15 protein-coding genes are annotated in these 12,592 nt (G+C 37.4%); 7 read left to right on the top strand and 8 right to left on the bottom strand.

Annotation, left to right across the window (positions count from 1 at the left end; all coding sequences use genetic code 11):
- Positions 1-151 precede the first annotated feature (151 nt).
- The 6 genes from ASG38_RS04570 to ASG38_RS04545 form a co-directional block, all read right to left on the bottom strand.
- A complete protein-coding gene (locus tag ASG38_RS04570; RefSeq protein ID WP_056067598.1) occupies positions 152-2,050 on the bottom strand; it encodes an amidophosphoribosyltransferase in 1,899 nt (632 codons plus the stop codon).
- A gap of 156 nt (positions 2,051-2,206) precedes the next feature.
- On the bottom strand, positions 2,207-3,136 hold the full coding sequence (locus ASG38_RS04565) for a PfkB family carbohydrate kinase (RefSeq protein WP_056067594.1): 930 nt from the start codon (positions 3,134-3,136) through the stop codon (positions 2,207-2,209).
- A 132-nt stretch (positions 3,137-3,268) separates the two neighbouring features.
- Complete coding sequence (locus ASG38_RS04560; protein ID WP_235498564.1) at positions 3,269-3,844, bottom strand: DUF2199 domain-containing protein; 576 nt, start codon at positions 3,842-3,844, stop codon at positions 3,269-3,271.
- A gap of 64 nt (positions 3,845-3,908) precedes the next feature.
- Positions 3,909-4,385 (bottom strand): ribonuclease HI, encoded by a 477-nt coding sequence (gene rnhA, locus ASG38_RS04555; RefSeq protein WP_056067592.1) that lies wholly within the window; start codon positions 4,383-4,385, stop codon positions 3,909-3,911.
- 11 nt (positions 4,386-4,396) lie between these two features.
- Positions 4,397-4,825 (bottom strand): DUF4348 domain-containing protein, encoded by a 429-nt coding sequence (locus ASG38_RS04550; protein WP_056067590.1) that lies wholly within the window; start codon positions 4,823-4,825, stop codon positions 4,397-4,399.
- Positions 4,806-5,369, bottom strand: a complete 564-nt coding sequence (locus ASG38_RS04545; protein ID WP_056067587.1) for a phosphoribosylglycinamide formyltransferase — start codon at positions 5,367-5,369, stop codon at positions 4,806-4,808. Before ASG38_RS04545 ends, ASG38_RS04550 begins: the two co-directional genes overlap by 20 nt.
- A gap of 175 nt (positions 5,370-5,544) precedes the next feature.
- Here ASG38_RS04545 and ASG38_RS04540 point away from each other — a divergent pair, with 175 nt between their 5' ends.
- From ASG38_RS04540 to rnc, 3 genes are all read left to right on the top strand, one after another.
- Positions 5,545-5,781, top strand: a complete 237-nt coding sequence (locus ASG38_RS04540; RefSeq protein WP_007137004.1) for an acyl carrier protein — start codon at positions 5,545-5,547, stop codon at positions 5,779-5,781.
- A 178-nt stretch (positions 5,782-5,959) separates the two neighbouring features.
- Positions 5,960-7,213, top strand: a complete 1,254-nt coding sequence (gene fabF, locus ASG38_RS04535) for a beta-ketoacyl-ACP synthase II (protein ID WP_056067585.1) — start codon at positions 5,960-5,962, stop codon at positions 7,211-7,213.
- Positions 7,214-7,220: 7 nt separating this feature from the next.
- On the top strand, positions 7,221-7,961 hold the full coding sequence (rnc, locus tag ASG38_RS04530) for a ribonuclease III (RefSeq protein WP_056067583.1): 741 nt from the start codon (positions 7,221-7,223) through the stop codon (positions 7,959-7,961).
- 492 nt (positions 7,962-8,453) lie between these two features.
- On the opposite strand, the gene ASG38_RS04525 is transcribed toward rnc, so the two are convergent.
- A complete protein-coding gene (locus ASG38_RS04525; RefSeq protein ID WP_056067581.1) occupies positions 8,454-8,741 on the bottom strand; it encodes a hypothetical protein in 288 nt (95 codons plus the stop codon).
- Between the two features lie 56 nt (positions 8,742-8,797).
- Positions 8,798-9,055, bottom strand: a complete 258-nt coding sequence (locus ASG38_RS04520) for a hypothetical protein (RefSeq protein WP_157486035.1) — start codon at positions 9,053-9,055, stop codon at positions 8,798-8,800.
- Between the two features lie 170 nt (positions 9,056-9,225).
- Here ASG38_RS04520 and ASG38_RS04515 point away from each other — a divergent pair, with 170 nt between their 5' ends.
- The 4 genes from ASG38_RS04515 to ASG38_RS04500 all read left to right on the top strand — a co-directional run bounded on the left by ASG38_RS04515 (position 9,226) and on the right by ASG38_RS04500 (position 12,588).
- Positions 9,226-9,633: a helix-turn-helix domain-containing protein gene (locus tag ASG38_RS04515; RefSeq protein ID WP_056067576.1), complete on the top strand. Its 408-nt coding sequence runs from the start codon at positions 9,226-9,228 to the stop codon at positions 9,631-9,633.
- Positions 9,634-9,778: 145 nt separating this feature from the next.
- Entirely contained in the window at positions 9,779-10,267 is a 489-nt protein-coding gene (locus ASG38_RS04510; RefSeq protein ID WP_056067574.1) for an IPExxxVDY family protein, read from the top strand.
- A 2-nt stretch (positions 10,268-10,269) separates the two neighbouring features.
- The gene (pyk, locus tag ASG38_RS04505) at positions 10,270-11,700 is read left to right on the top strand and encodes a pyruvate kinase (RefSeq protein WP_056067573.1); all 1,431 of its coding nucleotides are present in this window, start codon (positions 10,270-10,272) and stop codon (positions 11,698-11,700) included.
- Positions 11,701-11,814: 114 nt separating this feature from the next.
- Entirely contained in the window at positions 11,815-12,588 is a 774-nt protein-coding gene (locus tag ASG38_RS04500; protein ID WP_056067571.1) for a Bax inhibitor-1/YccA family protein, read from the top strand.
- Positions 12,589-12,592 lie beyond the last annotated feature (4 nt).

Raw genomic sequence — 12,592 nt, 5'->3', positions numbered from 1 at the left:
AATTGCTTCCACCCTTTTTGCCCCAAATCTACCATAAACTTAACCTACTAATGCTATGGTCCTCCAAATATAAGATAATTTGCGCCAACAGACAAAATTAAATAGATTAACTATTTCATAAAGTCGACCAACTGCATTATTTCGCCTGATTTTAGTATGCTCTCGAATCTTTTCCTTCGTAAAAATTCATGAAAGCTCTGTTGACCACCCTGTTCCCTCCCGGAGTTGGATAATTTCCTGTGAAATACCAATCACCCAGATTTTTAGGACAGGCAACGTGAAGGTTTTCGACCGATTGGAAAATAATCTTTACTTCAGCCTTTATTCCTTCCGAACTCAGCATTTGGGCAATCTTGTCTGAGATTTCCTCCGGCTGAAACGGAGCATATATTTCATTGACATAATTGATCACATCTGTATCCTTAAAGTTTTCCTGTGCCTTACATTTGGCATAGACTTCATCCACAATATGATACAGGTTTCTTTCTTTCAAAAGTTCTAAAGCCGCCTGAAAAGCAACCAGGCCTTCCAGCTTGGCCATATCGATACCATAACAGTCCGGATAGCGGATTTGTGGCGCTGAAGAGACTATCACAATCTTTTTAGGATTCAGCCTGTCCATCATTTTTAGGATACTTTTCTTTAGCGTGGTTCCCCTTACGATACTGTCGTCGATAATAACAAGGTTATCCTCCGGCTTAATTACGCCATAGGTAACATCATAAACATGGGCAACCAAATCGTCACGGCTACTGTCTTCCGTAATAAACGTTCGCAGCTTGGCATCTTTGATAGCTACTTTTTCAGTACGTATCTTAACGGCAAGCAACTGCTGCAGCGTTTCCTTGGTTAGCGTATTCCTATTTTCGAGTATGTAATTGTTTTTTCTCTGGTTAAGAAAATCCTGGGCAGCTTCCACCATTCCGTAGAAAGAGGTTTCTGCCGTATTTGGAATATAGGAGAAAACCGTGTTGTCAGTATCCTGATCAATTGCTTCCAGCACGGCAGGAAGAATCAGTTTTCCTAAATCTTTTCTTTCCTGATAGATTTCCGCATCGCTGCCTCTGGAGAAATAAATCCTTTCAAAGGAGCAGGCTTTCTTTTCTACCGGAGCAATAATTTCTTCTTTGGATACTTTACCGTTTTTCTTGATAATTAAAGCATGACCCGGATCAAGTTCCTGTACTTTGTCAAACGACACGTTAAAAACCGTCTGGATTACCGGTCTTTCTGAAGCTACTACTGTAATTTCATCGTCTTCATAAAAATAGGCCGGACGAATTCCTGCCGGATCTCTGAAAACAAAAGCATCTCCATGTCCAAAAAGACCTGCCATTGCATAACCGCCATCCCAGCCTTTTGAAGCTCTGCGGAGTATTTTGGCAACGTCTAATCTTTCAGCAATAATTGGAGAGGCATCTCTTTTGGAAAACCCTTCATTTTTACAATCCTGATAAAGACCTGTCACTTCATCATCCAGAAAGTGGCCTATTTTTTCCATTACAGTAACAGTATCTGCCATTTCTTTTGGATGCTGCCCCAATTCGACAAGACTGTCGAAAAGTTCCTTTACATTGGTCATGTTGAAGTTTCCGGCAACAATAAGATTTCTATGCATCCAGTTGTTCTGGCGCAAGAACGGGTGTACGCTTTCTATACTGTTTTTTCCGAAAGTTCCGTAACGCACATGGCCCAAAAAAAGTTCTCCTATATAAGGTATATTTTTTTTCTGAAGCGCTACGCTTTCGGCATATTCGGGATGATTGGATAATTCGTCATTAATGCGGGCATTGATTTGGGCAAAAACATCCTGAATCGGTTGTGGGTCATTGGATCTGACACGGCTGATATACCTTTCGCCCGGCTCAACATCAAATTTGATACTGGCAAAACCTGCTCCATCCTGTCCTCTGTTGTGTTGCTTTTCCATCAGGAGATACATTTTCTGTACTCCATAAAAAGCCGAACCGTATTTTTCTTTATAAAACTCTAACGGTTTTTTCAATCTTAAAAGGGCTATACCACACTCGTGTTTTAAAGCGTCGCTCATTGTGTTGTTGTGTTGTTGTAGTTGTCGTGTTATTAAAGCAATTCTTGTACCAATTTGTTTTTCAAGTCTTTGTGGCAGTTATAAAGTTTTTTATGGCATAAAAACTTTATTATATAAATAAAAAAAAGCCCCATCATGAGGCTTCGGTCTTATCCGCTATTCTTCCAATACGATATCGAACTGGGTGAGGGCCTTAAACTGTTGCAGTCTTTGCTGCACTTCAGTTTTGCTCAGGTTTTCCATTCTTTGCGTCCCGAATTTTTCGACACAGAAAGAAGCCAGGTTCGAACCGTAGATAATTGCATTTTTCATGTTTTTGAAAGATATGTTTTCACTCTGCGTAATATATCCTGCGAATCCACCTGCAAACGTATCTCCCGCTCCGGTCGGGTCAAAAACTTCTTCCAATGGCAATGCCGGTGCAAAGAAAATTTCTTTACTATGGAAAAGTAATGCTCCATGTTCGCCTTTTTTAATTACGACATATTCCGGACCCATTGTGTGAATTTTTGCTGCCGCTTTTACCAAAGAATATTCCCCTGTCAGCTGTCTTGCTTCTTCGTCGTTGATTGTAATCACATCAACACGCTTCATTATTTCCAGTAATTCCGGCAGTGCGCAATCCATCCAAAAATTCATTGTGTCCAATACAACCAATTTCGGTTTCTTCTCCATCTGATCCAAAACACTTGCCTGAACCAACGGGTGCAGGTTGCCCAACATTACAACATCAGCATCTTTGAAATCCTGAGGAACTTTTGGCTGAAAATCGGCCAATGTGTTTAATTGTGTATCTAATGTATCTCTGGAATTAAGATCGTTATGGTAGCGTCCGCTCCAAAAGAAAGTCTTGCCTCCTTTTACGATTTCCAATCCTGAAATGTCAATATTTCTTGCTGTCAGCAAATCCAAATACTCTTGAGGAAAATCATCACCCACAACAGAAACTATGGCAGATTTAAGGTTAAAAAACGAAGCGGACAATCCGATATATGTTCCTGCTCCCCCTAAAATTTTATCTGTCTTCCCGAAAGGAGTTTCTATAGCGTCGAAAGCAACTGTTCCAACAATCAGTAATTTATTCATATTTAGATTTTCGAATTAAGGCGCAAAGATACTTTATAACTTGCAAACATGCAATGTTGTTGTTTTATAAACTTTTTTACTCCAACCTATTTCAGAACAAGCCTATACAGTTATCGCAAAAACAACTTATTATCACCAAAATTTCCACCAAGCCTTTTTAGAAGTTAAGGCTAATTTGTTGTCTTTAGTTTTTTGAAGCATCATTTTAATCCTGCTCTCAGCTTCTTTTTTACTTATTCCATTATAGTAATCTCTTACAAACGGATGGTCAAAACTCTCATGAGGAAAAATTTCAGGCCTTTGATTCCCCTTTTTTGTTACAACTGTTGTCGGAATACTTTCAGGAAACTTATATTCAGGTATATCATTACAAAGCCAACCAAAATATTGCACCTCATGATTATCATTATCAAAATTCTCCATATAATCTTGAAAACTTTTCTCGCTTAATGAAACCCAAAGACCATATTCTAAACCTTCGCAATGATCATTAACATGCTGCGTCAATGTACAACGAATAAACCTATCTGTTTGATTTGGGTGATTGATTATACATGTGTCACTTTTTAATTCTGCGATATTTTTCTTATCGTCAGCGGAAAGAAAATCATAATTATCAGGTGAAATAAATGTCAGCGCTGGCCAATTTTCATGTATGTCTCCACAACATTCACAAGTATACTTAATTGGGCCATTCATTTTATCCATCTATAATATATTTGAAATCAACTATTCTAAACAATTGTGAGAAATCGGACAAATAGCCCTAAACTCACAGCAATCCCTTCTCTTCCCTCTCATAAAAAGTATCCACAGACAAATTCGGTAATCCTGATGCCATAACCGCCAACTGGTCGCAACGTTCGTTTTGCGGATGATTGTTATGCCCTTTTATCCATTTAAAATCAACCTGATGCTTTCTGTAAACAATCAGGAAGCGTCTCCATAAATCCGGATTCTTCTTGTCTTTATAGCCTTTCTTTTCCCAACCAAAAACCCAGCCTTTGGTAACGGAATCGACTACATATTTAGAATCGGAAATGACCAATACTTTGGTATTTGGCAATTTGAGTTTTTCCAAACCTACAATAACCGCCAGAAGTTCCATCCTGTTGTTAGTGGTCAGGCGAAAACCTTCATAAAATTCTTTTCTGTAGGGCCTGCCCACCCATTCCATCACCACGCCATAGCCTCCGGGACCGGGATTTCCTTTGGCAGCGCCATCGGTATAAATATGTACTTGGTGCATAGTAAACTTTTTTAATCGGTGGTATCAGTTATTGCAACCAAAAACCAGGAATCCTTTTTACAGACAAAGGTATACTTAATATTTATTGGGTTATTAATTCCCTTTTTGTAACAAAAAACGCTATCTGTTTTCTTGTCTATACTAATTTCATACGGCTTACCGCTGCTTTTAGCGTTTTTATCAAAATGGATAATTTCAAAACTATCTTCATCCGTCATCCTTTCCATCATATCCAGCGGAAAATCCTCATCGGAGTAATATTCCATAATTGGAAAATCCACATGTTTTTTTTGGAACACACTATCACTAGTGAATTTTTCAAAAAAGGAATCGAAATCGGCATTACACGAAACCTGAGCCTTATTTCGGTTTCCGCAACCTGTAAGGCAAACCAAAACTAAAAGCAACAGGCATTTCATTTTATGGACATAAAAGTTCATTAATTATTTGAGGAAAATGCAAATGTTCCAATTCCTGCACTTTTACCGCTATTTCTTCCGGGGTCGTACAACCGTCAACTGCAACCTCTGCCTGAAAAATCATAGCACCCTCATCATAATTTTCATTCACATAATGAATACTGATTCCGGAATGCGATTCCTTATTTTCTAAAATGGCCCTGTGGACATTCATTCCATACATGCCTTTTCCGCCATATTTTGGCAACAGTGCCGGATGGATATTGATAATTTTATTCGGATATTGGACTACAATGTCGGTTGGAAATTTCCATAAAAACCCGGCCAGCACAATCAAATCCGGATTAAGCGTCATCACCTGCTCCAACACTTTGCCCGTATTGAGTTCTTCTTTGGTAAAAACATAACAAGGCACTCCTAGTTTTTCAGCTTTTTCTAAAACTTTAGCATTCGGATTATTTGAAAAAACCGCTACCGTTTCGGCTGTTTTCTTATCCTGAAAATAGCGGATAATGTTTTCGGCATTGGAACCCGAACCCGAAGCAAACAGGATGATTTTTTTCATGGAAACGTCATTAATTATAGCACAAAAAAAAGAATAATAAATGATATTAAATAGATTTTGAAAGCCTTTGTGAAATATTTTTTTTAAATTAGTACTCACATTTATCAACTAAAACGTTGTTTTAAAATAAAGTTTTTTATTTTTGCCAACAATTAAATTCAAAAATTAAAAGATTATGTCAGACATTGCATCAAGAGTTAAGGCGATTATCGTAGACAAATTAGGCGTTGACGAAAACGAAGTTGTAACAGAAGCTAGCTTCACAAATGATTTAGGAGCTGATTCATTAGACACTGTTGAGCTTATTATGGAATTCGAAAAAGAATTTGACATTCAGATTCCAGACGACCAGGCTGAAAACATTGCTACTGTAGGTCAAGCAATTTCTTACATAGAAGAAGCAAAAAAATAATAACAATTGACATCCCGTGTTTTCTTTGAGAATTCACGGGAGTTATTATTTTTACAAAAGATTCAATTTGATTGCTTTCAATCATTAAGATATTATGCAATACCCCTGTCTCTTTTTTACGACTAAGAAGAAAGCATGGGTATTTTTTATATAAATTTATAACTATAAAATTTTAAGTATGAAATTAAGAAGAGTTGTAGTAACCGGTTTAGGTGCCTTGACGCCCATTGGAAATAACGTCCAGGAATATTGGAATGGACTTATCAATGGTGTTAGCGGCGCTGCTCCTATAACTTATTTTGATACCACTCATTTCAAAACTAAATTTGCATGCGAGCTGAAAAACTTTAATGCAGAAGATTTTATAGACCGCAAGGAAGCCCGCAAAATGGACCGTTATGCGCAGTATGCCATAGTATCATCTGACGAGGCTGTAAAAGATGCCAATTTCGACTTTGACAAATTAGACAAAGACAGAGTTGGTGTAATTTGGGGTTCCGGAATCGGAGGTCTTGAAACATTCCAACAGGAAGTAATGGACTTTACGAAAGGGAATGGTACTCCAAAATTCAATCCTTTCTTTATACCAAAAATGATTGCCGATATAGCCGGTGGACATATTTCTATTAAATATGGCTTCAGAGGACCTAACTTCACGACAGTTTCTGCGTGTGCTTCCTCTACCAATGCGCTTATCGATGCTTTCAACTACATCCGCCTGAATCATGCTGATGTAATGGTTACCGGAGGTTCTGAAGCTGCTGTAACTATTGCCGGAATGGGTGGATTTAACGCTATGCACGCGCTTTCAACCCGCAACGACGATCCAAAAACAGCGTCAAGACCAATGGACAAGGACCGTGAAGGATTTGTTTTGGGAGAAGGAGCCGGAGCTTTGGTTCTTGAAGAATACGAGCACGCTATTGCCCGTGGCGCTACTATCTATTGCGAAATAGGCGGTGGCGGAATGTCGGCTGATGCGCACCATATTACAGCTCCGCATCCGGAAGGATTAGGCGCTAAAAACGTAATGTTGAACTGTCTTAGAGATGCCGGTCTAAAGCCGGAAGATGTAGACGGAGTTAACATGCACGGAACTTCAACTCCGCTTGGAGATATTGCAGAATCGAAAGCGATCCAGCACGTATTTGGAGAGCATGCCTATACATTAAACCTGAATGCTACCAAATCGATGACAGGACACTTATTGGGAGCTGCCGGTGCTATTGAAGCAATTGCAGCCATTTTGTCTATCAAACACGGTATCGTACCTCCAACCATCAACCACTTTACGGATGATGAAAATATTGACCCAAAATTGAATTTCACATTCAATAAGGCTCAAAAAAGAGACATGAAAGTAGTAATGAGCAATACTTTCGGTTTTGGAGGACACAATGCCTGCGTTTTGGTTAAAAAACTAGAACTATAATATTCGGATGAACATCATCAGAAAAATATTTCCAAATTCCCGTTCTCATGAAGACGGGATTTTTTTTAGCGACATCTATAAAATACTAGGTTTCAAACCCATCAACCTTGAATGTTACCGCAGGGCTTTCACGCATCGCTCTTCCAACAAACTGGATGCTGACGGAAATCAGATTAACTACGAACGCCTGGAATTTCTTGGGGATGCCATGTTGAGCTCTGTAATTGCCGCTCACCTATTCAATCAGGTTCCTTCAGGAGATGAAGGCTATCTTACTAAAATGCGTTCTAAAATAGTAAGCCGCGAACATCTGAATGAGCTGGGGCGCGACCTGAACCTCATCCGTTTCATCGAAAGCAAAGTTCCGGCCCAACATTTTGGAGAAAACATTCACGGAAATATCTTCGAGGCGCTTATCGGTGCCATATACCTCGACAAAGGTTATACCTACTGCGAAAAATTCATCAAAAAAAGGGTTATCACTCCTTATGTGGATATTGCCAAACTGGAAGGTAAAGTTATCAGTTATAAGAGTCTTCTGATTGAATGGTGCCAGAAAGAAAAAAGAGCTTTCCATTATGACGTCTATGAAGATAATGGCATTGACGGACAGCGTTTCTTTGGAGTCAAGTTAAGTATAGACCATAAAGTAGTTGCGAAAGCCAGGGCTACTTCAAAAAAGAAGGCTGAAGAAAAAGCTTCCCAAAGAGCATACTTCGCGTTTCAAGGAAAAATTAATGGTAAATAAAACAGGATTATTTATGCGACTTTCTTACCATGACAAAAAATAATATAGGAAAGAGAACCAATAAAAGGCAAAAACGAGACTATTAAAACAGAAAACAAAAACCTAAGTTTCACTTCTCTCCTAAATATTAGAATTAAGGAATATACCAAAAGCGATATATACAACAATAACAAAAAAAGAATTGTGTAAGAACTTACTTTTCCCATATCATTTTATTTAGTTATTAATTATCCCCCTTTTATATCTTGCTCTCTCATTTTCTGCACTATCGAATTTTTATATATTCCACCACACAAAAAGATACATTCATTTTAAATGCCTCCAATACAACAAATAAAACCTTAGTAAACCACAGAAATACAATATACTTATAATAATTTTAACCCCAATATGAATGCCTTTTTCAAAAATGAAATGTGCAAATATAAATGTAGACAAAAGCAGTAATATCATGTAGGTTTTCATACTTTTCGAATTTATATAATACTAAAATTATTTATTACAACCACCCGCACATCCTAACAATATTACACTTGTATAAGTAGCCGCAACTGCTCCGCAAGCCACACACCCAAAACCAGCAGCTACACCCATCCCTATTATCACTCTACCTATCGTAGTATGAGCGCTCAATCCTTTTTCCACACAACTCCCAAAACAGTCACTCCACTTACTTTTTCCTTTTGCAGTCTTATAAACAGAAACTGTATTATTTTTAAAATCAAAACTACCGTTTATTAAAATATAATTCTCCAAAGCTTTAGCATCTTCAATTACCATTAAATATTTAGAATAATCATCTTTTGAGTATTGGACAGCGTAAACATTTATAAGATTTAAATCAGATTTGGAATATACTTCAACATGTGTAACATTATAATAATGTCTTTTTCTAAACCCATTTGCTCCAAATATGTGGGCAAGTTTATTGGTCTCTTACTATCTGCTTTTAGAAGCTCACCATCCGATTTTATTTTGAAATCTTCTTTAAATTCATTTAACTGCCTATTATAATCTTCAAGAGTTTGAGCTACACAAAATGCTGAAACAGACACATATACCAAAATACTAAATAATACTCTTTTTATTTCCAATTGTTTTAAATTTATAAAAATTTTAAAAAACACTATTTTTTTATAAAAACTATTTTTTTTATAAAATTAAAGAACGTAAACTTTCCATTTTGGAAAAAACAATGTGCAAATCGGAATAAACAATACAAACATGTATTTTTATCACATGTATATTAAAACAATTAAACGCCATGAGAATAGGAGAAAAGCTACGACTATTACGCAAACTGAAAGGGTATACACAAGAAACAATGGCAGGAAAGCTGCACATGGAGCGGCGTTCCTATGCTAATCTTGAAAATAATGTCACTAAAATTGACATGGAAAGAATGACACAAATTGCTGAAGTCTATGGAATTGAATTAGAAGAATTACTAGCCTTTGACGAAAACAAGATTTTCGAAAAATGCTTTAATAAAAATATCGAAAGCTTTTTTTCGGTTCAAGAATTTAAATCCACAACCTCGATCGAAGAACGCGAATTTTTTATTCAGCAGATTCAACAATTATTAGAGACCTTTGATAAGGAAAGAAAAGTATTTATTGAAACAATTGAAAATCTTAAAGCTGCTATTAAAAAACAAAATAACACTGACTAAAGTTTGTTTTACTTTTCTCAATGCTAAATAATCATAAATCCCTTAAAACTATATCGTTTTCGTTGATAAATTAACGTTAACCTAATTGTATTTTGTATAATTCCTCAGTAAATATAGCTATATTTACGACTTATTTAATTTCAATATGGGCATCCATAAGTTACATCTTGACGAATTTGATGAAGTTGATTATGAGCTTATTGCTATCCACACTTCATTAGAAGATTTCAGATTGGCTTACTTCATCAATCAGCAATTACCTATTCTCTTAAGCCGAAGCAATGACGAGATTGGCATTACGACCAAAGATGGAGAAGCTGCGTTTACAAAATTCAGCTATGATGATGTGGCAAAAGACATACTTTGGAGTCTCGTCCAAAATAAAAATGAAATTATTACCTATAAAAAAAATAACACACAGGATCTTTTCCTGGATGAGAATGTAGAGATTGCCACAAAAGTATATCTGCTTCCTGAACTTAAAAAAGTGGATTACTTTTTGAAAATAGAAAACAACTGCAGCAGTTTTGAAATCGAAGAGATTGTACAGCAATTAAATAAAATAGAATGGATCACTACCGTTTATGAAGTGATTCCGGATAATATAAAATCTAAAAACAACTTAATTTTCTAATAATGTCGACAAGAAAAAAAACAAAGATCGTAGCTACATTAGGCCCCGCCTGCAGTACCAAAGATGTCCTTAAAGACATGATTGATGCTGGAGTAAATGTGTTTAGGATTAACTTTTCCCATGCAGATTATACCGACGTGAAAGCCCGAATAGATATGATCCGCGAACTGAATGAAGAATTTGGATACAACACCGCTATTTTAGCTGACCTTCAGGGCCCTAAACTTCGTGTTGGTGTAATGAAAGAAGACGTCATTGTAAGCAAAGGAGATATCATTACGTTCCAGACCGCCGAGGATGTTCCGGGAACAGCCGAAAGAGTCTATATGAATTATAAGCAATTCCCGGCTGACGTAAAACCGGGAGAAAGAATCCTTCTTGATGACGGAAAATTAATATTTGAAGCACTTGAATCCAATGGTGTTTCCGAAGTAATCTGCCGTGTCGTTCAGGGTGGCCCTCTAAAATCTAAAAAGGGGGTAAACCTTCCAAATACTAAGGTTTCATTGCCAGCCTTGACACAGAAAGATATTAAGGATGCGCTTTTTGCTATAGAAAACCAGGTAGACTGGATTGCTCTTTCTTTTGTTAGGACATCTGAAGACCTTCAGGAACTACAGGACCTGATTTCTAAAAATTCTGCACATAAAATTCCAATTATTGCCAAAATTGAAAAGCCGGAAGGCGTTGAAAATATAGATAAGATTGTTGCATTTTGTGACGGATTAATGGTAGCCAGAGGAGACCTTGGTGTTGAGATTCCTGCACAGGAAGTACCGCTGATTCAGAAAAAATTAGTCCACAGGGCAAAAACTGCCCGTATACCCGTAATTATTGCTACCCAAATGATGGAAACAATGATTACAAGCCTTACACCTACCCGTGCTGAAGTAAACGACGTGGCCAACTCTGTAATGGATGGTGCTGATGCCGTTATGCTTTCAGGAGAAACTTCCGTAGGAAACTATCCGGTACAGGTAATCGAAAAAATGACACAGATTATTGAAGCTGTGGAGGATTCTCCACTGATTCAGGTACCTCAAAACACGCCACAAATCAGGACTAAACGTTTTATTACAAAATCCATCTGCCATCACGCCGCTTTGATGGCCAACGTAATCAAGGCGAAAGCAATCTGCACGCTAACCAACAGTGGCTATACTGCTTTCCAGATTTCGGCCTGGAGACCACAATCGCATATTTTGGTTTTTACATCCAACAAAAAAATCCTGACACAATTAAACCTTTTATGGGGTGTCAATTCTTTCTATTACGATAAGTTTGTCAGCACAGACGATACCGTTACTGACGTCAATGAAATAGCAAGAGAAAAAGGATATGTTGACAAAGGTGATTTCCTTATCAATCTTGCCGCAATGCCGGTAGTTGATAAAGGAATGGTCAATACTCTGAGGGTTTCCGAAATGGAATAACACCAACTGACAAATAATCAAATCCGTTAGCTCCTCTAACGGATTTTTTATTGCTGCCGCAAGGAAAATAGAAAAGAAAAAATTATATTTGGGCTGATATTAAAATAAACGATTATGAATTTCAAGTCAAATAATCCATTTTTGGGCAATAAGAATTTTAGCAAACCAACTGTTCATTCATACAGCCCGGACGAAAACTCAACCCTGATTGATTACGGCCAGGAAATGACTGTTTCCGGAACCATCAACAAGAGTTTCTTTATGCTTTTGTTATTAACTGCCACTGCTTCTTTAACATGGTGGCTGGCTTTTAACGGTTTTAATCCGCTTCCTTTGGCAATAGGAGGAGCAATTGTTGGATTTATATTAGTCTTGATTTCATCATTCAGACCTCAATATTCTTCCTACCTGGCTCCGGCTTATGCTTTAGTTGAAGGATTATTTATCGGAGGTATTTCTGCCGTATTTGAAGCCATGTATCCAGGAATCGTAATACAGGCTGTTGGCGCTACCTTCGTCACGTTTTTAGTGTGTTTTGGCCTATATAAATATCAGATTGTAAAAGTAAACGAGCAATTCAAATCCGTAGTTATTGCTGCCACATTAGCTGTTGCTACGTATTACTTAATTTCATGGCTGCTTTCAATGTTTACCAGCTTTGTGCCGGTTCACCATGGCAATTCGCTAATGAGTATCGGAATCAGTGTTGTCGTAATTATTATTGCTGCCCTGAACCTGTTCTTAGATTTCGACCTGATTGAAAAAGGAGCAAAAAACCGACAGCCAAAATATATGGAATGGTTTGGAGCTATGGGATTAATGATTACTCTTGTGTGGCTTTATATCGAGTTCCTAAGATTGCTTTCCAAGCTTTCCAGCAGAAACTAAACAA

This window comes from Flavobacterium sp. Leaf359, assembly GCF_001423985.1.
GTDB lineage: Bacteria > Bacteroidota > Bacteroidia > Flavobacteriales > Flavobacteriaceae > Flavobacterium > Flavobacterium lindanitolerans.
This window is presented reverse-complemented; position numbering and strand designations above follow the sequence as displayed.

Coding starts and splice junctions, on each gene's coding strand:
- fabF (WP_056067585.1), top strand. CDS start 5,960: ATGAAATTAAGAAGAGTTGTAGTAACCGGTTTAGGTGCCTTGACGCCC.
- ASG38_RS04525 (WP_056067581.1), bottom strand. CDS start 8,741: ATGGTAATTGAAGATGCTAAAGCTTTGGAGAATTATATTTTAATAAAC.
- ASG38_RS04540 (WP_007137004.1), top strand. CDS start 5,545: ATGTCAGACATTGCATCAAGAGTTAAGGCGATTATCGTAGACAAATTA.
- ASG38_RS04560 (WP_235498564.1), bottom strand. CDS start 3,844: ATGGATAAAATGAATGGCCCAATTAAGTATACTTGTGAATGTTGTGGA.
- ASG38_RS04545 (WP_056067587.1), bottom strand. CDS start 5,369: ATGAAAAAAATCATCCTGTTTGCTTCGGGTTCGGGTTCCAATGCCGAA.
- rnhA (WP_056067592.1), bottom strand. CDS start 4,385: ATGCACCAAGTACATATTTATACCGATGGCGCTGCCAAAGGAAATCCC.
- ASG38_RS04565 (WP_056067594.1), bottom strand. CDS start 3,136: ATGAATAAATTACTGATTGTTGGAACAGTTGCTTTCGACGCTATAGAA.
- rnc (WP_056067583.1), top strand. CDS start 7,221: ATGAACATCATCAGAAAAATATTTCCAAATTCCCGTTCTCATGAAGAC.
- pyk (WP_056067573.1), top strand. CDS start 10,270: ATGTCGACAAGAAAAAAAACAAAGATCGTAGCTACATTAGGCCCCGCC.
- ASG38_RS04500 (WP_056067571.1), top strand. CDS start 11,815: ATGAATTTCAAGTCAAATAATCCATTTTTGGGCAATAAGAATTTTAGC.
- ASG38_RS04550 (WP_056067590.1), bottom strand. CDS start 4,825: ATGAACTTTTATGTCCATAAAATGAAATGCCTGTTGCTTTTAGTTTTG.
- ASG38_RS04570 (WP_056067598.1), bottom strand. CDS start 2,050: ATGAGCGACGCTTTAAAACACGAGTGTGGTATAGCCCTTTTAAGATTG.
- ASG38_RS04515 (WP_056067576.1), top strand. CDS start 9,226: ATGAGAATAGGAGAAAAGCTACGACTATTACGCAAACTGAAAGGGTAT.
- ASG38_RS04510 (WP_056067574.1), top strand. CDS start 9,779: ATGGGCATCCATAAGTTACATCTTGACGAATTTGATGAAGTTGATTAT.